This is a genomic window from Sulfitobacter sp. M368 (genome assembly GCF_025141875.1).
In the GTDB taxonomy this organism is placed as follows: domain Bacteria; phylum Pseudomonadota; class Alphaproteobacteria; order Rhodobacterales; family Rhodobacteraceae; genus Sulfitobacter; species Sulfitobacter mediterraneus_A.
Map to the genome: position 1 here is coordinate 2,575,410 of NZ_CP081113.1, position 25,684 is coordinate 2,601,093.

Genomic DNA, 25,684 nt, shown 5'->3' on the forward strand with positions numbered 1-25,684 from the left:
CGTGTGACGCTACATTCCAGTGGCCTTAAGCAAATCCGAGGGAGCTGGCTCTGTTTGAGCCCTGGTTCATTTATCTGGCGCCCACCTGTACATACAGGTCCTCGGGAATAAAAAGCTGACCGGCAGGTGCGGTCCCGTCACACTCCCCCGATTTCAGGGTCGGCGCACCTGAGCCAAGACCGGCACAGCGATGCCTTTGCCACCCTTCGGGCCATCGTCCTCATCGCTTTCGCTCATCAACAGGACGGCCACGGCGGTCTGTGCCCCTGAAAAAACGATGCCATTGAAAAACCATAGTAAAAACCCTGCCAGCAGCCCGATGTCAGAGGTGCTGATCAGGTGCCAGAGGTTGGCAACGTTGAAATAGAGCAGCGCCCCGATAAATGCCGCTGAGGCGACAAATCCAATGATGGTGTGTTGAATGTAGAACCGAACGATCACAGGCATGGGCAGCCCTCCTGACAAGAAGATAGCCCATTTTGCGCAGCAGGCAAAAGGTGTCAGAATGCCTCGGGCTGGGCTTCGCGGGCCATATGATCCAGTACCGCGTTCACAAAGCTGGGTTCCTTGCCATCGGGAAAGAACGCGCCGGCGATGTCGACATATTCCTTGATCGCCACACGCGCTGGTGTGTCTTTGCCGCGCAGTTCGGCGCCAGCCGCGCGAAACAGCGCCCGCAAGGTCGGGTCGATCCGGGCAATCGGCCATTTGGCCACCAATGCACGGTCTGTCATCTGGTCAATCGCCGCCTGGTGGTTCACGGCGTTTTCCAGCACTGATGAGAAATGATCCAGATCACCGTCCAGCATCTCGCCGTCTTCGTAGACCGCGCCAAAGCGGTGCTCAATGAATTCGCGGCGCACACGGTCAATGGTCTGCGCGGAATGCTCCATCTGGAACAACGCCTGCACAGCATAAAGCCGCGATGCCGATTTCATCTTGCGTTTCTGGTTGCCGGACAGGCCGGGTGCCGATTGGGTCATGCGTGTGTGTTTCCGTCCGTATCGCCCGCCAAGAGCGTGTCTGCGCCCAGCGGTTTAAAACCGATGCCTTTGCTTTGGCTGCCCCACTTACGGCTGAGCGCAATAAGATGCAAGGCCGCAGCGGCAGCTCCGCCGCCCTTGTTTTGACCGTCCGGATCGGCACGCACTTCGGCTTGGGTCCGGTTTTCAACCGTCAGGATACCATTGCCAATGCACAGCCCCTGAAGGCCCAGCAATTGCAACGCCCGCGAGCTGTCGTTGCAGACGGTTTCATAATGTGTGGTTTCGCCGCGGATCACGCAGCCCAGCGCGACATAGCCGTCAAAGTTGCTGCGCCGGTCCGAGATGCCGATGGCGGTGGGGATTTCCAGCGCGCCGGGCATTTCGACCACCTCGTAACTGGCCCCTGCCGCCTCAAGCTCGGCCTTGGCACCGGTCAGCAGGCCGCCCGCGATATCGCTATAGTAGGGTGAAACAACGATCAGAACCTTCAGCGGTTTGTCAAAGCTGGGACGCGCCAGAACGGTGTGATCTTCGGTTGCTGCCATGTGAATTACTCCGCCGTGATGGGCCGGGTGCCCACGATTTCGATGTTATAGGCATCAAGGCCCAGATAACGGGTTTCGGGATTGTCGGTCAGCAGGATCAGCTGATGCAGCCCCATGGAAGAAAGGATCTGCGCGCCAAGGCCAGTGCGTTTGACGGTGCGCGGCGCGTCTTCTTCGTCGTCGTCCAGGCGCAGGCGCGGGAATGGATCGCGGAACAGGATCACTGCGCCTCGGCCTTCGTCCGCGATGATCTGCATGGCGCGGGGCAGCTCGTCCGCAGGGCTGGGCCCCAGTCCAAGGATATCTTCGAGTGCATTGATCGCATGGGTCCGAACCAGCACAGGCGCATCGGTGCTGATGTCACCTTTGGTCAGGACAACGTGATCGGTGCCGGTGATCTCGTCCGCGACAATCCGCATATCCCATTCCCCGCCATAGGCGGAGGTTACTGTGCGGCGGTCGCGTTCTACCAGCAGGTTGTCATGCTTGTGGCGGTAGGCGATCAGATCGCTGATCGTCCCGATCTTGAGGCCATGCTCTGCGCCAAATTCCACCAGATCCGGCAGGCGGGCCATGGTGCCGTCTTCCTTCATGATCTCGCAGATCACGCCGGAGGGGTGCAATCCGGCAAGGCGGCTGATGTCCACGGCGGCCTCTGTGTGACCCGCACGGACCAGCACGCCGCCGTCACGGGCCCGCAGGGGAAAGACATGGCCGGGGGTGGCGATGTCCGCCGCGCCGAGATCTTCGTTGATGGCGGTGGCCACGGTCAGGGCACGGTCGCCAGCGGAAATGCCGGTGCTGACCCCTTCGCGGGCCTCGATGCTGACGGTAAAGGCGGTCTCGTGGCGGGAGGAATTGTTGACCGCCATCATCGGCAGTTCCAGCGTCTCAATCCGTGCAGCCGTCATCGGAAGACAGATCAGGCCGCGGCCGTGGGTGGCCATGAAATTGATTGCATCGGCATCCGCAAACTGTGCCGGGATCACCAGATCGCCCTCGTTTTCGCGGTCCTCATGATCAACCAGAATAAACATCCGGCCTGCGCGGGCCTCTGCGATGATCTCTTCGATCGGGGCAATGGCGCTTGCCAGCCCTTCTTCGACCGGTCCGGGTGTTTCAAAATTCATGACATATCCTATCGCCGTTCTCGCCCGCACATAGCTCAAGCGCCCGGCGATGGCCAGAGGTGCCGCAGCATCACTGCCGTCAAAGCCCAACAAAATAGAGCGGATTTGCCCTCAAGCGCCCGCGCCGAAATACCGCGCGGCATCGACATATCCGGCGGCGCGGGCGGCGGCGCTCCAATCTCGCTCAAACGTGGTGTCGCCGATGATCAGCACCTGATCCGAAACCAGCCTGCGGCTGGTGATCACCCTGCCCAGATGATCACGCATGTCTGACCAGCTGTCTGTGAACTTTGGCGCCGCATCCACATGATCCAGTGCCGGATTGGCCTGCGCCACCTGCCCCGCATGCAAGGGCCGATGCACGAGCGCCAGTTTCTGTGCACCTTCGATGGCTGAGACGACCTCACTGCGTGGCAAGGGCATCTGCGGCTCTGATGCCTTAACCACGCGCAGCGCGTTGGAGGAGAACAACAAGCCCATAATGTCACGACCGCTGGCTTTGCGGATTGAGGCATAGGTCGGATAATCGAGACCCAGCGCATGGGCGCGCCGCACATGCATGCGCACCACCATCAAAGGCATGGTCTTGGGCATCGCCGCCTCACGCGCTTTTTTCCACTGGAAGGCGCGGAACCTCTGGCCGCGCTCCATGCTTGGCCCCTGATTATGCCCGATACCCGGTGTCACGACATTTCTGCCAGCCGCGCGACGTAGCGGGCCAGCGTATCGATCTCAAGATTGATCTGATCGCCCACTTTGACACCACCCCATGTGGTGACGTCCTTGGTGTGGGGGATAAAGTTGATGCCAAAATCGCAACCGTCCACCTCATTTACGGTCAGGGACGTGCCGTTCAACGCGACAGACCCTTTGGGCGCGATGAAACGGGCCAGATCGGCAGGCGCACGCAGGGTCACGCGGGTGCTGTCGCCCTCGTCCTGCATCGCGATTATCTCGGCCACTCCGTCCACATGGCCCGACACGATATGCCCGCCCAACTCGTCGCCGACTTTCAAGGCCCGCTCAAGGTTCAGCCGTTTGCCCTTGTGCCAGCCATTGCCGCCAATGTTGGTTTTCTCGACCGTTTCCGCACTGATCTGAACCTCATACCAATCTGGCCCAAGATCCACGACCGTCAGGCAAACCCCGTCGCTGGCGATAGAGGCGCCCATATCAATGCCGGAGGTGTCATAGCCGGTTTTGATCCGCGCCCGCAGATCGCCTTCCTGCTCCAGCGCGATAACCTCGCCTACGTCGGTGATAATCCCGGTGAACATGGGTTTTCCTCTTTTTCGCAATCGTCGTTAACTTTCCGTAACCTTCACCTGTGGTACAGGCAAGTGAAAGCACAGTGTTGTTGCGACAGGGGCCATATCCTGATTAAAAATATGGCATGCAAAGATGAAAGGGCAGAATGTCCTCTGAAGATTGCCAAAACCGGGTCTTTTTATTCCTGCAAGGGCCACACGGGCCGTTCTTTGACAGGCTTGGCCGGATGCTGCGCCTTGCGGGCGCTGAGGTCTGGCGGGTCGGATTCAATGCGGGGGATCAGGCGTTTTGGCGCGACAAGGCCAGCTATATCCCGTTTTCCGCGCCCAGTGACGATTGGGAGCCTTTCCTGTCCGATCTGATGGTCGAAAAATCTGTGACCGACATCGTGCTATATGGCGACACGCGCCCGATCCATGCCTGCGCTGTTGCGGCGGCCAAGGCGGCAGGCATTGCGGTGCATGTCTTTGAGGAAGGCTATATGCGGCCCTATTGGGTCACTTACGAACGGGGCGGCAGCAACGGCAATTCGCATCTGATGGGGATGAGCATCGACCAGATGCGCAGCGTCATGGCCCAATCCGACATGGAAGCGCCCCTGCCCCCCGGCCATTGGGGCGACATGCGCCAACACATCTTTTACGGGGCCGCCTATCACTGGTTCGTTATGTTCGCGAACCGCAAGTACCGGCATTTCCGCCCCCATCGCAGTTTGCCCGTATCGAAGGAATTCCAACTCTATCTCAAACGGTTGCTCTTGATGCCGGTGATCTGGTTACAGCGGTTCCTGGCCACCTGGCGGGTGAGAAACGGCGGCTTTCCCTATCATCTGGCCCTGCTGCAACTGGAACATGACAGCTCATTCCAGATGCATTCGCCCTTCGGCACGATGACGGAGTTTCTGGCGCTGGTAATCGACGGATTTGCCAAGGGGGCGCCGACCCATCATCATCTGGTGTTCAAGGCGCATCCGCTTGAGGACGGCCGCGTGCCCGTACGCCGCGATATCAAACGTCTGGCCCGGACAGCCGGTGTCGCAGACCGGGTGCATTTTGTCCGCGGTGGTAAGCTGGCCCGACTTTTGGACGATGCCCGCACCGCTGTCACGGTCAACTCGACCGCCGGACAGCAGGCTCTTTGGCGCGGCATTCCGCTGAAGGTGTTTGGCGATGCGGTCTATGCCAAGCCCGAGTTTGTCTCAGATCAATCCCTGCCAGAGTTTTTCAAGGGGCCAAGCCGTCCCGATAGCCGCGCCTACAAAGATTACCGCCGCTATCTTCTTGAAACCTCACAAATTCCGGGGGGTTATTATTCCTCCAAGGGGCGACGGCAATTGCTGCGTCTGGTGGTGGATATGATGCTTGCTGGTGAGGATCCCTATCAGGCCTTTGATCAAGGGACCGCGGCCCCAAGGCAACAGTTGCGCATCGTCACCTGAGCCAAGCACCTCTGCACGCTAGATTTTTACAGACAACTGCGGTAGCTTGGCCGCAATTACGCCGAAAAAACCGGCGAATACTGAGGCAGAAGTGAATAGGTCGAGGAGACCGGGCAGTGAAATCCGTATCTTTCCGGTGGGCGCACCCCATCGCAGCAATCGCGGCGTTGGCCGTTGTTTCGTCTTGTGGTTTGCCGCAGGTCGGCCCCAACAAACGCCAGATTTTCGCAGGATCCGTGCAAAAGGAAGGCGACGCCTTTGTCGTCTCCGTCAATGACCGCGTGACCCGCGCCACGGCCCTGACCCCGGCCTTGGGCTTCTCTGAAGAGTTCAAACGCGCAGCTCCGCTTGGGTCTGACACGATCCGTCCTGGCGACGTTCTGGGTATCACGGTCTATGAAAACGTTGACGATCCGCTTCTGGGCGTCGAAGGCTCCCCCGCGACCCTGCTCGAAGAAGTGCAGGTTGATGGCGCGGGCTTTATCTTTATCCCCTATGCGGGCCGGATCAAGGCGGCGGGCAATACCCCTGACGCCATCCGCCGTATCATCACCACCAAACTGGGCGAGCAGACCCCTGACCCACAGGTCGAAGTGCGCCGCGCCGCCGGAGATGGTTCAACCGTTTCGCTGATCGGCGCGGTCGGGGCGCAGGGCGTTTATGCGATTGAACGGCCGACGCGCACCTTGGGCACCATGATGGCCCGTGCGGGCGGTGTTTCGATCGAACCCGAGATTGCCCAAATCACCGTGATCCGCGGCAAGATGCGCGGCAAGATCTGGTTGCAGGATCTCTATGACCACCCCGAACTGGACATCGCATTGCGTGCCGGAGATCGCATCCTTGTCGAAGAAGACACACGGTCCTTCACCGCATTGGGCGCCACCGGCAGCCAGGCGCAGGTGCCCTTTGAGTCGCAAAATCTGTCCGCGCTTGAAGGTATCGCACAGGTTGGCGGGCTCAGCGCCTCTTCGGCGGATCCGACCGGCGTGTTCATTTTCCGCAACGAACCGGCAGAGATTGCCGGGCAAGTTCTGGGTCGCAACGATTTTCAGGGCGCACAGCGGATGGTCTATGTTCTGGACCTGACCAAACCCAACGGCATGTTCATGGCCCGCGATTTTGTGGTGCGGGACGGCGATACACTTTATGTGACAGAGGCACCGTTCACGCAGTGGAGCAAGGTCATCTCGGCCATCACAGGCACGGCCGGATCTGCGGCCAGCCTGACATCGCTCACTGGCGAGTAACCCCTGATCATGGCTCTCGGGCCTGAAATATATGACACACCGGCCGCCGGACCTGACAGGGACCGGCGGCTTTTTGTCTATAATGGCGGGTTTCTGACCCAGCGGCGCGTCCGCCGCATTCTGCAGCTTTCGGGCTATTCCCTGCATCTGGGACTGCCAAAAGAAGGCGATGCCGTTGCGGTTTGGGGCAATTCGCCCACCGCGCATCGCGGACTTGCCGTTGCCGCCAAACATGAGGCCCCAATTGTGCGGGTTGAGGATGCATGGATCAGATCCTTGCATCCAGGGCGCGCGGGCGAGCCGCCCTTGGGCCTGTTGGTGGACCATCGCGGCGTACATTTTGATCCCGCACAGCCATCAGACCTTGAGATGCTGCTGGCCGAACACCCACTGGATGACACCGCGCTTTTGAACCGCGCACGTGGTGCGATGGCACGGATGGCCGAGGCGCAACTGACCAAATACAGCGGGTTTGATCCGTGTGCCCCGGCCCCGCCGCCCGGCTATGTGCTGGTGATTGACCAGACACAGGGCGATGCCTCTGTCACCGCCTCTGAGGCCGACCGCGGCCGGTTCCTTGAGATGCTGGTGTTTGCACAAGAGGAACACCCCGGTGCCAGGGTCATTATCAAAACGCACCCCGAAACTGCGCAGGGCCATCGCGCGGGGTATTTCACCGACAAAGACATTAATAACAAGATCTCTCTGCTTACTGATCCGGTCAGCCCCTGGGCACTGTTTGAAGGGGCTGTGGGGGTCTACACCGTGTCCTCACAGCTTGGCTTTGAGGCAATTTTTGCGGGCCACAAACCGCGCGTGTTTGGCAAGCCGTTCTATGCCGGATGGGGCCTGACCACGGATGAATTTCCGGTGCAGCGCCGCCAGCGCAGCCTGACGCGGGCCCAGTTGTTTGCGGCGGCGATGATCCTTTACCCAAAGTGGTATGATCCGCACCGTGATCAGCTTTGCGAGCTGGAAACCGCCATCGAGGCGCAGGCCGCGCAGGCCCGTGCGTGGCGCGAAGATCATCGCGGCTGGGTGGCCTCAGGTATGCGGATGTGGAAACGTCGTCCGCTGAACAAGATGTTCGGACAGTTCAAACCGCTGATATTCCAAGATGATCCGGCCAAAGCGCGCAATACGGGACGTCCCTGGATGGTTTGGTCTGGTCAGGCACAGGTCGGCCATGAGGACGCCATACGGGTCGAAGACGGCTTCTTGCGGTCCAAGGGATTGGGCGCCGCGCTGGTGCCGCCGCTGTCGTTGGTTTGTGACGACCTGGGCATTTACTACGATCCCTCCCGCCCCAGTCGTTTGGAACATTGGATCGAAACGCGGGCACAGATGCGGCCCGATCAGACAGCCCGCGCCCGGGCCTTGATCACCGCGCTGACCTCAGCCGGGCTGAGCAAATACAATACAGGTGCGGCAAGTGATTTGGACGATGGTCCCGGTCAAAAACGCATTCTGGTGCCCGGCCAGGTGGCCGATGATGCCTCTGTCCGTCTGGGCACGCAGGACATCTCGGACAATCTTGCGCTATTGCAAGCCGCCCGTGCGGCCAACCCCGATGACTACCTCATCTACAAACCGCATCCAGATGTGGAAGCGGGTTTGCGCGATGGTGTGATTGATGCCACCGGTCTTGCCGATCACATCGCTGCAGGCATCGATCCGGCGGGTTTGCTGGGCCAAGTGGATGGGGTTTGGACCATGACTTCGCTCTTGGGGTTCGAGGCTTTGCTGCGCGGGGTGCCTGTCGTGACCTTTGGCGCGCCGTTTTACGCCGGATGGGGGCTTAGCGAAGATCGCGGCGATGTGCCACCACGGCGGCGGATTGACGTGCCGCTTGAAGGGCTGGTCCATGCAGCCCTGATTGATTATCCGCGTTATCTCGATCCGCAAACCGGCTTGCCCTGCCCCGTGGAGTTGATCATCGACCGCCTGCTTGCGGGCGAGGTGTCCGCGCGGGGATTGGGCCTTCGGATTTTGTCGAAATTACAGGGACTTATGGCCAGCCGCGCCCATCTTTGGCGGGGCCGTTGAGCGGTCTAGGGCCGTGTCCAGACGTGCAGGATATCCGGCCCGCAAGCCAGTGTTTGGCGCAGATCAAAACGGGGCGCGTTGCGCAGGGTCTCCAGCCCCATCGCGCCAACCCCCGGCAAACCCTCGGCCCCGATCACCAGACCGGCGGTGAAGCCGACCAGTTCATCCACAAGATCGGCTTCCAGCAAAGACGCCGCCAAGGCGCTGCCACCCTCACAGAATACGCGGGTCAGCCCATGGGCGCCAAGTTGTTGCATGATATCCGCCGGATCAAGCTGTCCGCCCCGTGCCGCGCAAGGCAGCAAAACCGCACCCAGATCGCGCCATGTTTGCACCAGCATCGGATCGGCGTCTTTGCCATGGCACAAAATCACCGGGATCTCAGCCGCCGTGCGGGCCAGTTGCCCCATCAATGGGATATCCAGGCGGCGGGATACCACCACGCGGGCGGGTTGGTGATCCACACCCAAATCTCGCACTGTCAGACTGGGATCATCCGCCCGCGCGGTGCCGCCGCCCACCATTACCGCATCATGGCGGCTGCGCATGGCATGCACCACGCGCCGCGCTTGCGGGGCGGTGATCCATTGGCTTTCCCCCGTGCCGGTGGCAATGCGGCCATCAAAGGAACTGGCCAGTTTGAGGGTCAGCAGCGGCCGCCCCAATTCAACACGCCGGAAGAACCCGGCATGATCACGGCGGGCCTCGGCCTCGCCCACTCCTAGGGTTACCTCGATGCCTGCATCACGCAGCATTTGTAAACCCTGCCCATTTACCCGCGCGTCGCTGTCGGTGGTGGCCACGACGACACGCGCCACGCCCGCGTCGATCAGGGCCTGTGCGCAGGGCGGGGTTTGTCCGTGATGTGAACAAGGCTCAAGTGTGACATAGGCCGTCGCGCCGCGCGCTGCAGCGCCCGCTTGCGCCAATGCTTCAACCTCGCCATGGGGCCGCCCGCCCGGTTGGGTCCAGCCCCGCCCGACGATCCGGTTTTGCGACACGATCACACAGCCGACCGCCGGATTGGGCCAGACACGCCCCTGCCCGCGCCGCCCGAGGGACAGCGCCAGCGCCATGTATCGTTGGTCGCTCACTCTTCTTCTACAGGGTGATCTGGCCGCAATTCCTGAACAAATTTGTCAAAATCGTCTGCCGCCTGGAAGTTTTTGTAAACGCTTGCAAATCTCACGTAGGCAACGGTGTCAATCCGGGCCAGAGCCTCCATCACGATCTCGCCGATCTGTTTGGAGCCTATGTCGGTTTCGCCCATGCTTTCGAGGCGCCGCACGATGCCGCTGATCATTTGATCAATCCGTTCGGGGTCAATCGGACGTTTCTGCATGGAGATGCGGATGGAGCGTTCCAGCTTGTCGCGGTCAAAGTCTTCGCGTTTGCCGCTGGTCTTGATCACCACCAGATCGCGCAGCTGGACCCGTTCGTAGGTGGTAAATCGCCCGCCGCAGGCTGGGCAGAACCGGCGTCTTCGGATTGAAACGTGATCTTCTGCCGGACGGCTGTCTTTCACTTGGGTGTCGATATTTCCGCAAAACGGGCAGCGCATGGGCCGTCCCCCTCTTTGTCATTCCGCCTCTATAGGGGCGCAACCCGCCCTCTTGTCTAAACTTATAGGGGGTTCACGAGGTTTTGGGTAGGGGGCAATTTGACCACTACATCTGGGGCCATGATGCGACTAAACTGCGGCTTTCGCCAACCTCAGGCAAAATGCGCTGCGATCTGGCGGCTGTGCGGGGCCGTGCGGTGCTCAAAAAGATAAATGCCCTGCCACGTGCCAAGGGCCATGCGCCCTGCGGTGACCGGAATGTTCAACGATACCGGCATCATCGCGGCCTTGATGTGGGCGGGCATGTCGTCCGGTCCCTCCATCGTATGCCGCAGATAGCGCATGGCTGGATCGTCCGACGGCGGCACAAGGCGGGCAAAATAGGCCAAGAGATCACGCTGCACATCTGGATCGGCGTTTTCCTGTATCAAAAGGGAGGCAGAGGTGTGCTGCACGAACAATGTCAGCAGGCCATCGCCCTGCCCCTTCAGCCACGAGGCAACTCGCGGCGTAAATTCGTAAAGACCCTGACCATGGGTCGAAATGGAGAACCGGGTTTGCATGGGCAAAGGGTGACTTGCGCGGGCCGGAATGGCAATCGCTCTATTTTGTGGAACGGGTAAATGCATCACGGCAATACCGCCGCGCATTGACTGATTTCACCATCGCGCCCGGCTGTTTGACAGTGAGCGTCAACCGCGCGGGGTCATCGGGCGGCAGGCCGGCTGCGCTGAGGGAAAAGGTCACGGCCTTGCGCCCTGCCGCGGTCCGCGACGGGCCTCGTGGGCGTTTGAGATAGATCGGGGTGGTTTCGGACAGGCCAAGGCGCCGCTCAACATAGCTGGCCGCGCCGCACCAAAACTCTGCCGCGCCCATGTTCATGCCTTGCACAACCTCGAAATCCGAAGTGGTCAGCGGGTTGATCACCAAGAACCGGTCTTCCTCTCCTTCGGTGCCAGCGCCTGCCGCGATGGGCAAATACATCGCCAACAGTGCAAAGCAGACCCCGCGGATCATCGGTTGATCAGACGCGCATCTGCACAAAAACTTTGCGCATGGGCCAAGGAAAGGTTGGCCCCGGCAACGCGCAGAGATTGCGAAAGGATCTGGACTTGCCTGGGAGAAACGTCCGACGGATCGAGCGAGAAGGTCACAGGCGCATCAAATGAAAGGCGCGGCCCGACCACATAAATCCGTGCAGTGCTGCGGGCACCCAGAACGTCATTGGCGTAATCCGCGGCGGCGCACCACATGCCGCGTGCGCCAAAGCCCGCACCATCCGCGATTTGAAATCCGCCAGCTACAGGCGTGACCGTTGCACGGTTTTCCGCTCGGAAATCCTGTGCTGTTGCGGTGGTGGCACCGGCAAGGGCGAGCAAAAGGGCAGATGCAAATTTTACCATGCGTCCGCCCCCAAACGGCGAAGTTTGATGTCGCGCAGTTCAATCAGATAATCTTTGCAAAAGAGATAGGCATGCTGGATCGGAAGGCCCTGACCGACCTGACGCACACTGACCGACACCGAGGCGCTTGGCGGCACAGACAGGGCGGAGGGATCAGCCGTGAACACCACGCCCTTGCGGCCCAGACCGCTGATCGAAGGGCCGCGCGCGGTATGCACATAGATGCGACCACCCTGTGTCAGCCCCAAACGTTTTTGGGCAAAGTCAGATGCCGCGCACCATATGCCCCGCGCGCCCTCGCCGCGGGCTTCGATCACTTCGAAGGTGCTGTTGTTGAGCGGAACCACCTTAAGCTGGTTCACAGCGGTGAAAGATTGCGCAGCGGCAAGGCCGGGCGCGAGTGTGATCGCAAGCGCAAGAAGAGCAGACCGCATAAGGAGACCTTTCATTGTTGCCTTACAAATAGGTGCTCCGGGCCGGAGTTCAAATTCAAACCGTCTCACATCGGCGGCATTTGGCGCAGGGATCATCAAACGCCATGCACAAAAAAACGCCCGGAAACCGGGCGTTTTCTGTCTATTCACGTCAGGCCATTTTACTGATCGAGGAACGACCGCAGCTTGCGGGACCGGCTTGGGTGCTTGAGCTTGCGCAGCGCCTTGGCCTCAATCTGGCGGATCCGTTCGCGTGTTACGCTGAACTGCTGGCCGACCTCTTCAAGCGTATGGTCGGTGTTCATGCCGATACCGAAACGCATCCGCAGAACACGTTCCTCACGCGGGGTAAGCGAGGCCAGAACACGCGTCGTGGTTTCCTTGAGGTTTTCCTGAATGGCACTGTCGAGCGGCAGCACGGCATTCTTGTCCTCGATGAAATCGCCCAGTTGGCTGTCTTCTTCGTCACCGATGGGGGTTTCAAGGCTGATCGGCTCCTTGGCGATTTTCATCACCTTGCGGACCTTCTCAAGCGGCATCTGCAGCTTTTCGGCCAATTCTTCCGGCGTCGGCTCGCGGCCAATCTCATGCAACATCTGGCGGCCCGTGCGCACCAGTTTGTTGATGGTTTCGATCATATGCACCGGAATACGGATCGTGCGGGCCTGGTCGGCAATCGAACGGGTGATCGCCTGACGGATCCACCATGTCGCATAGGTGGAGAATTTATAGCCGCGGCGATATTCGAATTTATCGACCGCCTTCATCAGGCCGATGTTACCTTCCTGAATCAAATCAAGGAATTGCAGACCTCTGTTTGTGTATTTCTTCGCGATGGAAATCACGAGGCGCAGGTTTGCCTCGACCATTTCTTTCTTGGCCTGACGGGCCTCTTTTTCGCCTTTCTGAACCTGCTGCACGATGCGGCGGAATTCAGAGATATCCAAACCGACATATTGCCCCACCTGCGCCATGTCGGCGCGCAGTTCTTCAACCTTGTCGCTGGAGCGTTCAATGAACATCTGCCAGCCGCGGCCGGTCTTTTCGGCCATCCGCTCCATCCAGTTTGGATCGAGCTCATAACCGCGATAGGAATCCACAAATTCCTTGCGGTTGATCCGGGCCTGGTCGGCCAGCTTTACCATCGCGCTGTCGATCTGCATGATCCGGCGGTTGATGCCATAAAGCTGGTCAATCAGGGCTTCGATACGGTTGTTGTGCAGGTGCAATTCGTTCACCAGCAGCACAATCTCCGCCCGCAATTTCTGATAGGTGTCTTCCTGCTTTTTCGAGAAGGAGCCATCCTCGTTCAAGGTCGCCGAAATCCGGCTGTCCTGCATCTCGCTTAGCTTGACGTAGTCGTCCGCGATGATGTCCAGCGCCTCAAGCACCTGCGGTTTCAGCGCTGCTTCCATGGCTGCGAGAGACATGTTGGCCTGTTCGTCCTCATCATCGTCGTCGTCGGTGGTGATGGGGTTGCCGTCCGCGTCCAGCTCTTGCTTGGTCTCTTCGGTCTTGGTTTCGGACGCTGCGGCACCGGCGGCAGGAACAACAGGTGTTGTTTCTTCTTCGTCGCCCATCTGGTTGCCAAAGGTCGCCTCCAGATCGATCACATCACGCAGCAGGATGTCTTCGGACAAAAGTTCGTCGCGCCAGATGGTGATCGCCTGAAAGGTCAGCGGGCTTTCACACAGGCCCGCGATCATCGTGTTCCGGCCAGCCTCGATACGCTTGGCAATTGCGATCTCGCCTTCACGGGACAGCAGTTCAACCGACCCCATCTCGCGCAGGTACATGCGCACCGGATCGTCGGTGCGGTCCAGTTTTTCGCTGGTGCCAGAGGACAGCGCGACCTCTTTGTTGCTGTCGGTCGTTGTCAGCTCGGTAGAGCCCTTGGCCTCTTCCTCTTCGGCGTCTTCATCTTCGATAATGTTGATGCCCATCTCAGACAGCATCGACATCACGTCTTCGATCTGTTCAGAGCTGACCTGATCGGGCGGCAGAACGGTGTTCAGCTGATCATAGGTGATATAGCCCTTCTCGCGGGCCTCACCGATCATCTTTTTGACGGCAGCCTGGGACATATCCAGCGAATGGCCGCTGTCGTTCTCGTCCCGCTTGGCGTCGTCGTTTGTATCCTTGGCGGCCATGTCGTCTCCTCCGGCGCAATCGCGCGAATCATCTGGGGGTGATTCGAATTTTCCGAATCATGAGGGGTTCGGGGTGATTCTTAAACCCGTTACCCTGCTTTTTCCTAAAGTACCTGCCAAAAGGTCACGGAGCGATTTACCTCCTGCGTTTTGGCTTTTCGTATTTGATGTTTCCAAGCAGTGTATCCAGCGCACTGCGTTCGTCTCTGCTCATGCGGGCGCCATTGTCGCCTACCTCGTATTCTGCCTTGTCTTCCTGGCCCGTGCGGGTGGCTTGGTCCGCGGCCCGTGCCGCTTCGCTGAGCCGCCAGGTGACGCCTTCGTCTGCAACGCCGGTCAGGTCTTCCATCGCTTCGGCTATTTCCGCATCCAAACCCCGCATCGCGCTTAATTTGGCCAGTTCCTCGGCCACGGTCATCGCGGCCATCTCGGCGTCGCCCGGATTGCGAATGCAGGGTGTAATGGCGACATGGCGCTGTGTGATCAGGTTTTCAAGGGCGTCATAGCCCAGTGCGTCGGATATTTTTTCGCGCAACACCGCTTCGCCGTCCGGGCCATACCGGAGGATAAGATCACGCAGGCGCGCATGAAAGGGATCAGCGCAAGTCATCGTTTCCAGCCCGCTTTCAAAGTCTTCGACGATTTGCGGACAGGTCAGGAACGCCGCCAAAATCACCGCTTCGCGCAGATGTTCGGTGGTTCTGTCATCCGCTGCCGTGGCCAGCACCGATGCTTTGGTCGATGGCACGGGTGGCTGTGGCGCATTGGATTGCCAGCGGCCCTTGCCGCCCCGCCCCATGGGCCGCGATGCGTTGCTTTTCGGGCGAAACAGCTGCCAACGCAGATCTTTGATTTCCTGTCCGTAGTGGCTGCGGATGGACGGATCTTTGATCAGTTTGATCTTTTCGCGCAGCGCCTTGTCGAGGGCCGCCTTGCGTTCGGGACTGTCGAAGACCTTGCCGTCTGTTTCGCGCTGCCACAGCAGCTGAACCATCGGGATCGCCTGATCAATCAGTTTCTGCAACGCCGGTGCCCCCTGCGCCTTGAGCAGGTCATCTGGATCGAGCCCTTCTGGCATCACCGCAAAGCGCAGTGATTGCCCGGCCTCCAGCAGTGGCAGCGCCAAATCCACCAGCCGCATCGCGGCGCGTTGTCCAGCGGTGTCGCCATCGAGCGTGATGATCGGCTCTGGCGCGATGCGCCACAGCATCTGAAGCTGGTTTTCGGTGATGGCGGTACCAAGGGGCGCGACCGCCGCCTCGAACCCAGCGCCATGCAGGGCAATGACGTCCATATACCCTTCGGCGACCAACAGCGGCATGCCCTTGCCCGCCGCAGTGCGGGCCTCGCGCACGTTGTAGAGGCTGCGGCCCTTGTCAAAAAGTTCGGTCTCGGGTGAGTTGAGGTATTTGGCGTTGTCGTTGGGGTCCATCGCCCGCCCGCCAAAGGCGATAGCCCGGCCCCGCGCATCCCGGATCGGGAACATGATCCGCCCGCGAAACGTGTCATAGGGCTTGCCGCCCTTGGTCGACGGCTTGGCCAGACCCGCGCTCAGGATCAGGTCATCTTCGACCCCTTTGCCTTTGAGCGCATCCCAAAGTCCCTGCCATTGATCCGGTGCAAATCCGATTTCCCAGCGTTCCAGCGCATCGGCGTTTAGCCCGCGCCGGTCCAAGTAATTGCGTGCCTCCTCCGCCGCACCGGTGCGCAGTTGCAGCCGGAACCAGCGCACCGCCAATTCCATAACCTCGGCAAGCTGCGTGCGTTTGTCCGCTTTTTCCTGCGCTTTGGGGTCTTGCTTGGGTACCGGCATCCCGGCCTCTCGGGCAAGGATCTCCACCGCTTCCATGAAGCCGACATTCTCTGTCTCGCGCACAAAGGAAATGGCATCGCCCTTGGCGTGACAGCCAAAGCAATAGTAAAAGCCTTTTCGGTCATCCACATGAAAAGACGCAGATTTTTCCTGGTGAAAAGGACAAGGCGCCCACATGTCGCCCTTGCCTTGATTGGATTTGCGCGGATCCCATATAACTTTGCGGCCGACCACCTGTGACAGGCTGGAACGGCTGCGCAATTCGTCCAAAAATCCGGGTGGCAGGCTCATACCACTTTATATTGGGTCCGGTGGATCAAAGTCCACAGAGCGGCGCTGCCTTTTGCAAATTAGCACCGCCTTGCGTCAGCATCAGTTTGCCAGACAGGCTGCTTTCCACTGCGCGCCCAGATCGGTCTTGCGCAGATCACGCTTTTTCAGCTTGTAGATCTCTCCGGTAAACAGCGGAATCGCGGCATTGTAGCGCTCTGGCCATGTGACCTCACCGGCCAAGACTGCCTCTTGTACCTTGCGTTCCTTCACCCGGTCCATGCGGGCCTTCTGGATCGCCGACACAATCGCCGCCTGATGGCCGCAGTCTTCTTCTTTGGCGGCGTCTGCCGCCACGGATCCTGCGCTCAGGGCCAATGCCCCAGCCAATGCCAATGCAACATGCTTCATCGTTAATGGTCTCCACTTAGGTTTACCTGCGGGATTCGCACCCCGCCCATAGGTTAACCGCGAGAGGCCACCGCTGCCATAGCCGCCTTGAGATCATGCACCAAGGTGCCTGCCATCGACCGGAACACCAGGATCATGAACTTCTCCGGGCCAAGCCGGGTGATGGATGCCGCCATGTGAAAGACCTGCGTCCGGATGGAATGGCCGCGCTTGAACTGGCTGTCGCGCAGGTCCGCAGGCACCAAACGGGCCAGAACATCAACCGCCGCCGGCCCTTCGAGCAAGGCCACCGACCAGGCATCGGATATATCCACCACCGCGCCATGTTTGTTCAGGCTTGCGTCCGGTGCAGGCCCCATCAAAAGCGCCTCGCCCCGGCCAAACCAGATGCACCTTGCCCCCTCTTTGCCGGTGGACCGATTGGGCTTTGGCAAGGCCATGCCATGCGCCTTTTCAAGCGCCGCTGCCATCGCCTTTTCCTCACCCAATGGCGACAAGGAGGTTAGGTTGCCCGCATCCATTTCTGTCAGCTTGGCCTGACCAATGGTCAGCGGAAGCAAGCCTTCAAACGGTGTTTTCGCTTTGAGTTCAACCACGTACCCGCTCCCCTTCTTGATCGACAAAGACTGTGCTGCACACTTCGACATCGCTTTCCAGCCCGCGCATATGATCCACCATGCGGATCACCTCCCCCATGCGGTCACGGCCCCGTTTGAGGAACCCCATGCCAATGAACGTGCCCACATCCGGCGAGAACCCGACCGAAGAGATATGCCCCTCCAGATTGTTCGCGACGGCCTCTGCGCCCTGCGGGTAAAGCTGTGCGCCCGCGGTCAGTTTCTTGACCGCGCCGACGGGCTTGAGGCCCACCAGTTGGGGACGATCTTCATCCACCAAGCCGGGCCGCGCGGCCATGGTCTTGCCGACAAAGTCTTTCTTTTGTGACATCATCCCTTGCATCCCGATGTCAAAGGCGGTCGCCCGACCTTCGATCTCAGCGTGCGTGAGAAAGCCTTTCTCGATCCGCAGCACGTTCAACGCTTCCATCCCGTAGGCACCCCCGCCCATCTGGCTGGCGCGTTCCACCAGCAAATCAAACAGCGCCGCGCCGTAGCGGGCTGGCACAGCAACCTCATAGGCGTGTTCACCCGAGAACGAGATGCGGAACAAGCGCCCGTCGACACCGCAAACCTTTGCCGGACCACAGGCCATGAACGGCCAGCTTTCGTTGTCAATCTCCTGCTCCAGAATGCGGTTCAGCAGATCGCGGGATTTTGGCCCCGCCACAGCAAACTGCGCCCATTGTTCGGTAACAGAAGTAAAGGACACCTGCCACTCCGGGTGCAAACACTGGGTCACAAAATCCAGATGCCGCATCACAAGCCCCGCCGCAGCGGTGGTGGTGGTCATGACATAGTGGTTTTCGCCCAGCCGCGCACAGGTGCCGTCGTCCATGACATAGCCATCTTCGCGCAGCATCAGCCCATAGCGCACCCGCCCTTCCTTGAGGGTCGAGAACATATTTGTGTAACAAAAGTCGAGCAGCGCCGCGGCGTCCGGCCCCTGAATGTCGATCTTGCCCAATGTGGACACGTCGCAGATACCAACCGCATTGCGCACATAGCCAACCTCGCGGTCACACGATTGCCGCCAGTTGGTTTCGCCCGATTTCGGGAAATAGCTGGGGCGATACCACAGGCCGGCCTCGATCATCGGCGCGTTCATGCGCAGGCTGGCTTTGTGGCTGGTGGTGAACCGCTGCGGGGCAAACCCCTTGCCCTGCGCCCCTGCCCCCATCGCGGCAATGGCCACTGGTGAATAGGGCGGACGGAATGTGGTCGTGCCGGTTTCAGGAATGCCGCGCCCGGTGGCATCTGCCAAAACCGCCAGCGCCCCCACGTTGGAGTTCTTGCCCTGATCGGTTGCCATCCCTTGCGTGGTATAACGCTTCATATGCTCGACCGAGCGGAAGTTTTCGGTGGCCGCCTGTTTGACATCCTTGACCGAAACATCGTTCTGGAAGTCCAGCCAGGCACGCCCCTTGCCTGCCACAGCCCAAAGCGGCGAGAGGTTATAAGGTGCATCCTCGGCTTGCGGCAAGGTCACATCGGCCGACTTCTTGCCCAATGCAGACAAGGCGGTTTTTGCGGCCTCAACCCCTGCCTGCAAACAGCCGTGGGTCGAAAACGTGCCGTTGCAGGCCCCGGCCACGGTCATATCGGGGATCATGCCCTCGGTCGGCACAAACGCCTGAATGTCTGGCCGCCAAGTGGGCCGCCCGTTCATGTGACAGGTCAGATGCACCGTCGGGTTCCAGCCGCCGGACATCGCCAGACAATCGGTCTGGATGGATTGCTCGCCGCTAGTGGTGCGGATGGTGATGCTTTCCAATTCCTTGCGCCCACCGGAGTTGCAAACCTGCGCACCGGTATAGACAGGGAAATCCGCCCCTTCGATGGCCGCGTCATGGCGGCTGTCGATCAGGGCCGCAACGCGCACACCTGCCGCCGACAGATCAAGGGCGGTGCGGTGCGCATCATCGTTGTTGCCAAAGACGGTGACCGACTTGCCGGGGCTGACACCCCAACGGTTCAGATAGGACCGCACAGCGGAGGCCGTCATGATGCCCGGACGGTCGTTGTTGCGGAACGCCACGGGGCGTTCAATTGCACCTGCGGCCAGGATCGCCTGTTTCGTGGAAATCCGCCAGAAGGTCTCCATCGGGGCGCCGCCGCCGCGTTTCCCGGTGTGGTGGTTGACCCGTTCAAGCGCGCCATACATCCCGCCGTCATAGGCCCCTGTGACCGTGGTGCGGGTCATCAGGCGCACGTTGTCCATCGCGCCGAGTTCCGCAACGATCTCTGCCGCCCAAGCCGCACCGGACTGGTGGCCGATCGCGCCGGTTTCGGCATTCAGCCGCCCGCCCATAATCGCGTCTTCGTCGGCCAGGATCACATCCGCGCCGGACCGCGCGGCGGTCAACGCGGCCATCAGGCCCGTTGGCCCCGCGCCGATGACCAGCAAATCGCAATAGGCATAGGCCCGCTCGTAATTGTCTTCGTTGGTCTCGCCGCCCAGCGCCCCGAGGCCCGCCGCATTGCGGATGATTGGCTCATAGACCGCTTCCCAAAACTTTTTGGGCCACATGAAAGTCTTGTAATAGAACCCAGCGCCCAGAAATGGTGCGGCCAGATCGTTGATCGCCATGACGTCAAAATCCAGCGACGGCCAGGCGTTCTGGGACCGGGTGACCAGCCCGTCATAGAGCTCTTGCACAGTGGCGCGGACGTTTGGATCCTGCTGCGCACCGCGCCCCACGGTGATCAGGGCATTTGGTTCTTCGCTGCCTGCGGTCAGAGGGCCACGGGGGCGGTGATATTTGAAGGACCTCCCCATCAGCTTGACCTCATTGGCCAGCAAGGCCGAGGCCACCGTATCCCCGGCATAGCCGCGATAGGACTTTCCATCAAAACTAAAGCTGACCGGTTTGGACCGGTCGATCAGACCTTTGCCATTCACTCTCATGACATCGCCCCCTTCACATCACTGGCCAGCTCGACCTTGTGAACCGCATGGGTGACTGTATCGCGGGTGACCACAAGCCATGACCCGCAACCGCCCTCATGATGCCACAGATCGCGGGTCTCCCCTGCCGGGTTGTCACGCAGATGCACATAGCTGTCCCAGGCCGCCTCGCCCGCGTCCGGCGCCGGGCGATCCAGCGCCACAGCGGCACCTTGATAGTAAAACTCACGCCGGTCACGGCTGCCGCAGATCGGACATTCAATTCTCACAACAGGCTCCCCGAGGGGCGCTGCGCCCCTGCTTCATTTGGCCAAAAAAACTCATATTCCATGCTCTCAACCCTCAGTGCAGGTTGTGCTGAGACCCGGTGGCCTCTTCATCCATGATCCCGCGTCCGGTGCGGAACCGGTCAAGACGGAACCGCGCGGCAGGCGCATGGTGGTTACCGGTCGCCATCAGATGCGCAAAGCTGAAGCCGGATCCCGGCACCGCCTTGAACCCGCCGTAACACCAACCGCAATCAATGAACAAACCATCCGTGTCGGTCTTGTCGATGATCGGGCTGCCATCAGGGGTCATGTCCATGATCCCGCCCCAGGACCGCAGCACCTTGGCCTTGGCGATCATCGGCATCAGGGTCATGCCCGCTTCCATCACATGTTCCATCATCGGCATGTTGCCGCGCGAGGCATAAGAGGCGTAGAAATCCAGATCGCCGCCAAAGACGAGACCACCCTTGTCCGACTGGCTGATATAGAAGTGGCCCATGCCAAAGCTGACCACATGGTCGATCACCGGCTTGATGCCTTCGGTGACAAAGGCCTGAAGGATGTGGCTTTCGATCGGCAGGCGCATCCCGGCCATCGCCGCGACCTGTCCGGACCGGCCCGCCACAACGATGCCCACCTTCTTGGCCTTGATCGCGCCGCGGGTGGTTTGCACGCCGCGCACCTGACCGTTTTCAATATCAATGCCGGTGACTTCGCACTGCTGGATGATGTCCACGCCCCGGTCACTGGCCCCGCGGGCATAGCCCCAGGCCACCGCGTCGTGCCGCGCTGTTCCGCCACGCCGGTGCAGCAGCCCGCCGTAGATCGGAAAGCGGACGTTGTCGAAATCGAGATAAGGCAGGTATTTGCGCACGCCTTCGCGGTCCAGCAATTCGGCATCATCGCCCTGCGCAATCATCATATTGCCGCGCCGCGCAAAGGCATCGCGCTGCCCGTCGGAATGGCACAGGTTGATGATCCCGCGCTGCGAATGCATGGCGTTGTAGTTCAGATCCTGCTCCATCCCTTCCCACAGTTTAAGGGAATGGGAATAGAACTCCGAGTTGCCCGGCTGCATGTAGTTGGCCCGCACAATCGTGGTGTTGCGGCCCACATTGCCGCCCCCGATATAGCCTTTTTCCAGCACCGCAATGTTGGTCATGCCGTGGTTCTTGGCCAGATAATAGGCCGTGCTGAGGCCATGACCGCCGCCGCCAATGATGATCGCGTCGTATTCCGCCTTGGGTTCGGCATCCCGCCAATGGGGGGCCCAACCCTTGTTGCCGGTCAAACCTTCACGCAAGACGCGCAAGCCAGAAAACCGCATCAGATACTCCTGTTTCGTGCAGACTGTTCACTCTAGTCAGCTTGAGACAGAACTATCAACGTCCCTGCCGGATTTTGCAGCAATTAGCGTCATGGATCATCCTAGCAGCGACCAATCACTGGTAAAGCTGGGCCGCTGCTTTGGTCAGGGTCTCCATGGCCGCGAAATAGGGGCCGGGGCCATGGCTGATCCGGGCGGCACCTGCCGACGCCAGGTCAGCAATGGCCGTGCCGCCGCCCATCCGCATGATGTTCACGGGCAGGCTTTGGGCGTCGCAAAGTGATTTGATCAGGTTCAGGTCTGACAGTCCGGGAACAAAGATCCCGTTTGCCCCTGCCTTTGCATAGGCCGCCGCGCGGGTCAGGGCCTCTTCCATCAGATCGGCATGTGGCAGACTGTCTTTTTGAAAGAACACATCGCTGCGGGCGTTGATGAACAATGGCACGCCTGCGGCATCAGCCGCGGCGCGAATGGCGGCGATCCTGCGAGCCTGATCTGCCACGGGGTGCAGTCCGTCGCCCCCTACAATCCGGTCCTCGAAATTCAGTCCAATGGCACCGGTCTCCAACAAACGTGCCGCGTTTTTCCCGACCTCATCTGCCTCAACCCCATAGCCGCCCTCAAAATCAACACTCACCGGCAAATCAACAGCGCCAACAATCTGACCGGCGGTTTGCAAGAGCAGATCCAGCGGCAAGGCCTGCCCGTCCGCATAGCCCTGCGCCGCTGCGACCGACCAGCTGCCTGTTGCAATCGCGGGTGCACCGCCCTGCGCCACGGCCTTGGCTGATCCTGCGTCCCATGCATTGCACAGAACCAGCGGCGCGCCTTTGACGTGCAGTTTTGCAAAGGCCAACGCCTTGTCTGTTTGGTTTACCATCGGGTCTTCCTTTTCTGAGGGGTATCTGCACCAAATTGGCGCTCCAGATCAATCAGCGCCTGCTTGCGCCACAGCCCGCCGCCATATCCGGTAAGCGCCCCATCCGCCCCCAAAACCCGGTGGCAGGGGATCGCGATTGCAATCGGATTTGCACCATTGGCGCGGGCCACGGCGCGGGTGGCATCCGGGCGGCCCATGGCGCGGGCCAGATCGGAGTAGCTGCGGGTCTGGCCCGCGGGGATCTCTCGCAAGGCCTGCCAGACCTGTTTCGAGAATGGCGTACCAAGAGGGGCCAGCGGTGTTTCAAAGCGGGCGCAGCGCAGATCAAAAAACGCCTCCAGCTCTGCTTCGATCTGGTCCGTGGGGGCAAAACGGCCAAAGCCGAGACTGCCCTTGGCCATGGCGTATAGCTTCCTAAGCTCGCCCGGCAAAGCACGGCGTTCAGCAAATTCGAGCAGGTGCAGCGCGTGGGCGTCACTGACCGCGATCATCACACCCAGTTTGGTGTCGATCCAATCGGCGCGCAGCATGGCATCCTTGGCAAAACGTCCGGGCGGCATCCCCATCCAGCGGGCAAAGGCACTGCGGAACGCGGCGAGGCTGTCGTACCCGGCCTCAAGTTGTGCGTCGATCACCCGTGCCCCATTGGGCAACTCAGCCGCCCCCGTGCGCAGCCGCGTGAGCCGCGCCAATTCAAGAAAAGTCATGCCGAAATGCCGTTTAAAACTGCGGCGCACGGTGGAAGGGTCAAGGCCCAGTGCCTGCACATCCGCCTCACCCCAACGGCGGGCGGGATCGGCCTGCAACGCCTGCATCAATTGCACGATCATCGGGTCTGCCTCTGCCGCCGTGCCGATGGGATGGCAACGTTTGCATGGTCTGAACCCGGCCTCGACACAGGCGGCAACGGTTCCAAAAAAGCGGCAGTTCTCGCGCTTGGGTTTGCGGGCCGGACAGGTTAACCGGCAAAAGACACCGGTCGAGGTGACCCCGACATAGGCGCGGCCATCAAAATCCGCGTCACGGTCCAGCAACGCTGCATAAAGCGCGTCGTCATCAGGCAAATCAAACAACATAGCCGCACCTTATGCGCAGGTTCGCAGGCTGTCCGCCTCAGATCGGGCAGCTATTCCAAAAAGTGCCGATTTGGGAAAATTGGGCTGGTGGCAGCAGGGCGAGAACGCCCGCCCTGCTGCGTTTGTCATTGGATCACAGACCTTTGGCGCGGTAGCTGGCGGCAACCTTGTCAATCGACACCAGATAGGCTGCGGTGCGCAGATCATCGACATCATCGCGGCTGTGCCAGACCTCTGCCATGGAATCGTAGGCCGTCGACATGGTGTCATCGAGGCCGGAGCGGACCAATTCCAATTCACCCGCGCCGCGCAGGTATTGTTCCTTGAAATTGGGGCTCAGTTGCCAGCCGATGCCGCTGTCCGCAGACAGCCGCTCCAGCTCGTCCACCACCAGCTGGTGACGCGATTCCTCTTGTCGGCGCTGCATCCGGCCAAAGCGGATATGGCTGAGGTTCTTGACCCACTCGAAATAGGACACCGTCACACCGCCTGCGTTTGCGTACATGTCAGGGATGATCACCGTGCCCTTTTTGCGCAGGATCTCATCCGCACCCGCCGTCACCGGACCGTTGGCCGCCTCAATGATCAGCGGTGCTTGCACACGCTCGGCATTGCTGAGGTTGATAACGCCTTCCAGAGCGGCAGGGATCAGGATGTCACATTCCCCCTCAAGCAGCTTGGCACCATCGGCCTCGCAATTGGCGCTTGGATAGCCGGTGATGGTGCCATGCTTGGCGATCCACTGATAAACGGCATCGACGTCCAGACCATCATCGTCATGCAACGCGCCGTCGCGTTCGATGATGCCGACAACCTTGCAGCCATCCTCTTGCGACAGGAATTTCGCCGCGTGATAGCCCACGTTGCCCAGACCCTGAACAATGACCTTTTTGCCATCCAGCTTGCCCTCAAGGCCGGCTTTCTTCTTGCCCTGTTCGTCGCGGAAGAAGGCGCGCAGCGCATATTGGACACCGCGGCCCGTGGCCTCGGTCCGGCCTTGAATGCCGCCCGCGTTGGTCGGTTTGCCCGTCACACAGGCAACGCCATTGATGTCGGTGGTGTTCATGCGTTTGTATTGGTCCGCAATCCACGCCATCTCACGCTCGCCCGTGCCCATATCGGGTGCGGGTACGTTTTGCGCGGGGTTGATCATGTCTCGTTTGATCAGCTCATAGGCAAAGCGGCGGGTGATCAGTTCCAGTTCATGATCGTCATATTCGCGAGGATCAATGCACAAACCGCCCTTTGACCCACCAAAGGGTGCCTCAACCAAAGCGCATTTATAGGTCATCAGCGCCGCAAGCGCCTCCACCTCGTTCTGGTTCACGGCCATGGAATAGCGAATGCCACCCTTTACCGGTTCCATATGTTCCGAATGCACCGAACGGTAACCTGTGAAGGTCTGGATCTTGCCGCGCAGGCGGACCCCGAAACGAACGGTGTAGGTTGCGTTACACACCCTGATTTTCTCTTCCAGGCCCGGCGGCAGGTCCATCAGTGCAACAGCACGATTGAACATCATATCAACGCTGTCGCGAAAGCTCGGCTCGTTGGAGGGGTTCATTGGGGGCTCCTGTATTATTCCAGTGATGCAACCTATGCAGGACGACTCAGTTGGTGTTACCCTGCGTCACCACCCTAACCGCCAGAATTGCAAGGTGCGACAATATTCATAGTTAATGCTCAATTTGTAAGCACAAGCGGTGATTCGCCGGAAACCGGCCTTTTTGTTCCCAGGCTGGAAACAGAGCAAAGCAAGCATCTGCATTGACGCTAAAATGTCCGTCAAAAGGGCCCGCATTGACACGCAATGGCCCTATTTAAGACACGTTTCGGGATCACAACCTTCTTAAGGCTAAGTGCGTAATCCGCGCTGCGGGCTGGAAACAGCCTATCCATGA

At 60.1% G+C, this 25,684-nt stretch carries 25 protein-coding genes; 3 read left to right on the plus strand and 22 right to left on the minus strand.

The window, feature by feature from the left end:
- Nucleotides 1-153: 153 nt before the first annotated feature.
- The 6 genes from K3754_RS12905 to K3754_RS12930 all read right to left on the minus strand — a co-directional run bounded on the left by K3754_RS12905 (nucleotide 154) and on the right by K3754_RS12930 (nucleotide 3,938).
- A complete protein-coding gene (locus K3754_RS12905) occupies nucleotides 154-447 on the minus strand; it encodes a hypothetical protein (protein WP_259937846.1) in 294 nt (97 codons plus the stop codon).
- A gap of 53 nt (nucleotides 448-500) precedes the next feature.
- Complete coding sequence (nusB, locus tag K3754_RS12910) at nucleotides 501-983, minus strand: transcription antitermination factor NusB (RefSeq protein ID WP_259937847.1); 483 nt, start codon at nucleotides 981-983, stop codon at nucleotides 501-503.
- Entirely contained in the window at nucleotides 980-1,531 is a 552-nt protein-coding gene (locus K3754_RS12915) for a 6,7-dimethyl-8-ribityllumazine synthase (protein ID WP_259937848.1), read from the minus strand. Before K3754_RS12915 ends, nusB begins: the two co-directional genes overlap by 4 nt.
- A gap of 5 nt (nucleotides 1,532-1,536) precedes the next feature.
- Nucleotides 1,537-2,661, minus strand: coding sequence for a 3,4-dihydroxy-2-butanone-4-phosphate synthase (gene ribB / locus K3754_RS12920; protein ID WP_259937849.1), 1,125 nt, complete (start codon nucleotides 2,659-2,661; stop codon nucleotides 1,537-1,539).
- Between the two features lie 111 nt (nucleotides 2,662-2,772).
- Nucleotides 2,773-3,348 carry a hypothetical protein gene (locus K3754_RS12925; RefSeq protein ID WP_259937851.1) on the minus strand — a complete coding sequence of 192 codons (576 nt, stop codon included), beginning with the start codon at nucleotides 3,346-3,348 and terminating at the stop codon, nucleotides 2,773-2,775.
- The gene (locus K3754_RS12930) at nucleotides 3,345-3,938 is read right to left on the minus strand and encodes a riboflavin synthase (protein WP_259937852.1); all 594 of its coding nucleotides are present in this window, start codon (nucleotides 3,936-3,938) and stop codon (nucleotides 3,345-3,347) included. Before K3754_RS12930 ends, K3754_RS12925 begins: the two co-directional genes overlap by 4 nt.
- A gap of 137 nt (nucleotides 3,939-4,075) precedes the next feature.
- Here K3754_RS12930 and K3754_RS12935 point away from each other — a divergent pair, with 137 nt between their 5' ends.
- From K3754_RS12935 to K3754_RS12945, 3 genes are all read left to right on the plus strand, one after another.
- Nucleotides 4,076-5,368, plus strand: coding sequence for a capsule biosynthesis protein (locus tag K3754_RS12935; protein WP_203210683.1), 1,293 nt, complete (start codon nucleotides 4,076-4,078; stop codon nucleotides 5,366-5,368).
- Between the two features lie 116 nt (nucleotides 5,369-5,484).
- Nucleotides 5,485-6,618 carry a polysaccharide biosynthesis/export family protein gene (locus tag K3754_RS12940; protein ID WP_203210682.1) on the plus strand — a complete coding sequence of 378 codons (1,134 nt, stop codon included), beginning with the start codon at nucleotides 5,485-5,487 and terminating at the stop codon, nucleotides 6,616-6,618.
- Between the two features lie 9 nt (nucleotides 6,619-6,627).
- The gene (locus K3754_RS12945; protein WP_259937854.1) at nucleotides 6,628-8,664 is read left to right on the plus strand and encodes a capsular polysaccharide biosynthesis protein; all 2,037 of its coding nucleotides are present in this window, start codon (nucleotides 6,628-6,630) and stop codon (nucleotides 8,662-8,664) included.
- A 5-nt stretch (nucleotides 8,665-8,669) separates the two neighbouring features.
- Here the strand turns inward: K3754_RS12945 and ribD are convergent, their stop codons facing one another.
- From ribD to K3754_RS13025, 16 genes are all read right to left on the minus strand, one after another.
- Complete coding sequence (gene ribD / locus K3754_RS12950; protein WP_259937855.1) at nucleotides 8,670-9,758, minus strand: bifunctional diaminohydroxyphosphoribosylaminopyrimidine deaminase/5-amino-6-(5-phosphoribosylamino)uracil reductase RibD; 1,089 nt, start codon at nucleotides 9,756-9,758, stop codon at nucleotides 8,670-8,672.
- Nucleotides 9,755-10,225: a transcriptional regulator NrdR gene (gene nrdR / locus K3754_RS12955; protein ID WP_025046768.1), complete on the minus strand. Its 471-nt coding sequence runs from the start codon at nucleotides 10,223-10,225 to the stop codon at nucleotides 9,755-9,757. Before nrdR ends, ribD begins: the two co-directional genes overlap by 4 nt.
- A 152-nt stretch (nucleotides 10,226-10,377) precedes the next feature.
- Nucleotides 10,378-10,788, minus strand: coding sequence for a secondary thiamine-phosphate synthase enzyme YjbQ (locus K3754_RS12960; RefSeq protein ID WP_259937856.1), 411 nt, complete (start codon nucleotides 10,786-10,788; stop codon nucleotides 10,378-10,380).
- 40 nt (nucleotides 10,789-10,828) lie between these two features.
- The gene (locus K3754_RS12965) at nucleotides 10,829-11,242 is read right to left on the minus strand and encodes a hypothetical protein (protein WP_259937857.1); all 414 of its coding nucleotides are present in this window, start codon (nucleotides 11,240-11,242) and stop codon (nucleotides 10,829-10,831) included.
- Nucleotides 11,239-11,628: a hypothetical protein gene (locus K3754_RS12970; protein WP_259937858.1), complete on the minus strand. Its 390-nt coding sequence runs from the start codon at nucleotides 11,626-11,628 to the stop codon at nucleotides 11,239-11,241. The genes K3754_RS12965 and K3754_RS12970 overlap by 4 nt, the downstream gene beginning before the upstream one ends.
- Entirely contained in the window at nucleotides 11,622-12,062 is a 441-nt protein-coding gene (locus K3754_RS12975) for a hypothetical protein (protein WP_203210677.1), read from the minus strand. The genes K3754_RS12970 and K3754_RS12975 overlap by 7 nt, the downstream gene beginning before the upstream one ends.
- A gap of 161 nt (nucleotides 12,063-12,223) precedes the next feature.
- On the minus strand, nucleotides 12,224-14,212 hold the full coding sequence (gene rpoD / locus K3754_RS12980; protein WP_203210676.1) for an RNA polymerase sigma factor RpoD: 1,989 nt from the start codon (nucleotides 14,210-14,212) through the stop codon (nucleotides 12,224-12,226).
- Between the two features lie 136 nt (nucleotides 14,213-14,348).
- The gene (gene dnaG, locus K3754_RS12985) at nucleotides 14,349-16,316 is read right to left on the minus strand and encodes a DNA primase (protein ID WP_259937861.1); all 1,968 of its coding nucleotides are present in this window, start codon (nucleotides 16,314-16,316) and stop codon (nucleotides 14,349-14,351) included.
- A gap of 81 nt (nucleotides 16,317-16,397) precedes the next feature.
- Nucleotides 16,398-16,706: a hypothetical protein gene (locus K3754_RS12990; RefSeq protein WP_203210674.1), complete on the minus strand. Its 309-nt coding sequence runs from the start codon at nucleotides 16,704-16,706 to the stop codon at nucleotides 16,398-16,400.
- A gap of 53 nt (nucleotides 16,707-16,759) precedes the next feature.
- The gene (locus tag K3754_RS12995) at nucleotides 16,760-17,302 is read right to left on the minus strand and encodes a sarcosine oxidase subunit gamma (RefSeq protein WP_203210673.1); all 543 of its coding nucleotides are present in this window, start codon (nucleotides 17,300-17,302) and stop codon (nucleotides 16,760-16,762) included.
- Nucleotides 17,295-20,231 carry a sarcosine oxidase subunit alpha family protein gene (locus tag K3754_RS13000; protein WP_259937862.1) on the minus strand — a complete coding sequence of 979 codons (2,937 nt, stop codon included), beginning with the start codon at nucleotides 20,229-20,231 and terminating at the stop codon, nucleotides 17,295-17,297. The genes K3754_RS12995 and K3754_RS13000 overlap by 8 nt, the downstream gene beginning before the upstream one ends.
- Nucleotides 20,228-20,500 carry a sarcosine oxidase subunit delta gene (locus tag K3754_RS13005; protein WP_037909270.1) on the minus strand — a complete coding sequence of 91 codons (273 nt, stop codon included), beginning with the start codon at nucleotides 20,498-20,500 and terminating at the stop codon, nucleotides 20,228-20,230. Before K3754_RS13005 ends, K3754_RS13000 begins: the two co-directional genes overlap by 4 nt.
- A 73-nt stretch (nucleotides 20,501-20,573) precedes the next feature.
- Complete coding sequence (locus K3754_RS13010) at nucleotides 20,574-21,827, minus strand: sarcosine oxidase subunit beta family protein (protein ID WP_259937863.1); 1,254 nt, start codon at nucleotides 21,825-21,827, stop codon at nucleotides 20,574-20,576.
- Between the two features lie 115 nt (nucleotides 21,828-21,942).
- Entirely contained in the window at nucleotides 21,943-22,707 is a 765-nt protein-coding gene (locus tag K3754_RS13015; RefSeq protein WP_259937864.1) for an isocitrate lyase/phosphoenolpyruvate mutase family protein, read from the minus strand.
- Entirely contained in the window at nucleotides 22,701-23,783 is a 1,083-nt protein-coding gene (locus K3754_RS13020; RefSeq protein WP_259937865.1) for a bifunctional transcriptional activator/DNA repair enzyme AdaA, read from the minus strand. The genes K3754_RS13015 and K3754_RS13020 overlap by 7 nt, the downstream gene beginning before the upstream one ends.
- Before the next feature lie 133 nt (nucleotides 23,784-23,916).
- A complete protein-coding gene (locus K3754_RS13025) occupies nucleotides 23,917-25,347 on the minus strand; it encodes a Glu/Leu/Phe/Val dehydrogenase (protein WP_203210668.1) in 1,431 nt (476 codons plus the stop codon).
- Nucleotides 25,348-25,684: the final 337 nt, after the last annotated feature.

Excerpts from the sequence above, each read along its gene's own strand:
- K3754_RS12905 (WP_259937846.1), bottom strand. The coding sequence starts at position 447 with ATGCCTGTGATCGTTCGGTTCTACATTCAACACACCATCATTGGATTT.
- nusB (WP_259937847.1), bottom strand. The coding sequence starts at position 983 with ATGACCCAATCGGCACCCGGCCTGTCCGGCAACCAGAAACGCAAGATG.
- K3754_RS12915 (WP_259937848.1), bottom strand. The coding sequence starts at position 1,531 with ATGGCAGCAACCGAAGATCACACCGTTCTGGCGCGTCCCAGCTTTGAC.
- ribB (WP_259937849.1), bottom strand. The coding sequence starts at position 2,661 with ATGAATTTTGAAACACCCGGACCGGTCGAAGAAGGGCTGGCAAGCGCC.
- K3754_RS12930 (WP_259937852.1), bottom strand. The coding sequence starts at position 3,938 with ATGTTCACCGGGATTATCACCGACGTAGGCGAGGTTATCGCGCTGGAG.
- K3754_RS12935 (WP_203210683.1), top strand. The coding sequence starts at position 4,076 with ATGTCCTCTGAAGATTGCCAAAACCGGGTCTTTTTATTCCTGCAAGGG.
- K3754_RS12945 (WP_259937854.1), top strand. The coding sequence starts at position 6,628 with ATGGCTCTCGGGCCTGAAATATATGACACACCGGCCGCCGGACCTGAC.
- nrdR (WP_025046768.1), bottom strand. The coding sequence starts at position 10,225 with ATGCGCTGCCCGTTTTGCGGAAATATCGACACCCAAGTGAAAGACAGC.
- K3754_RS12960 (WP_259937856.1), bottom strand. The coding sequence starts at position 10,788 with ATGCAAACCCGGTTCTCCATTTCGACCCATGGTCAGGGTCTTTACGAA.
- K3754_RS12965 (WP_259937857.1), bottom strand. The coding sequence starts at position 11,242 with ATGATCCGCGGGGTCTGCTTTGCACTGTTGGCGATGTATTTGCCCATC.
- K3754_RS12970 (WP_259937858.1), bottom strand. The coding sequence starts at position 11,628 with ATGGTAAAATTTGCATCTGCCCTTTTGCTCGCCCTTGCCGGTGCCACC.
- K3754_RS12975 (WP_203210677.1), bottom strand. The coding sequence starts at position 12,062 with ATGCGGTCTGCTCTTCTTGCGCTTGCGATCACACTCGCGCCCGGCCTT.
- rpoD (WP_203210676.1), bottom strand. The coding sequence starts at position 14,212 with ATGGCCGCCAAGGATACAAACGACGACGCCAAGCGGGACGAGAACGAC.
- dnaG (WP_259937861.1), bottom strand. The coding sequence starts at position 16,316 with ATGAGCCTGCCACCCGGATTTTTGGACGAATTGCGCAGCCGTTCCAGC.
- K3754_RS12990 (WP_203210674.1), bottom strand. The coding sequence starts at position 16,706 with ATGAAGCATGTTGCATTGGCATTGGCTGGGGCATTGGCCCTGAGCGCA.
- K3754_RS13000 (WP_259937862.1), bottom strand. The coding sequence starts at position 20,231 with ATGAGAGTGAATGGCAAAGGTCTGATCGACCGGTCCAAACCGGTCAGC.
- K3754_RS13010 (WP_259937863.1), bottom strand. The coding sequence starts at position 21,827 with ATGCGGTTTTCTGGCTTGCGCGTCTTGCGTGAAGGTTTGACCGGCAAC.
- K3754_RS13015 (WP_259937864.1), bottom strand. The coding sequence starts at position 22,707 with ATGGTAAACCAAACAGACAAGGCGTTGGCCTTTGCAAAACTGCACGTC.
- K3754_RS13020 (WP_259937865.1), bottom strand. The coding sequence starts at position 23,783 with ATGTTGTTTGATTTGCCTGATGACGACGCGCTTTATGCAGCGTTGCTG.
- K3754_RS13025 (WP_203210668.1), bottom strand. The coding sequence starts at position 25,347 with ATGAACCCCTCCAACGAGCCGAGCTTTCGCGACAGCGTTGATATGATG.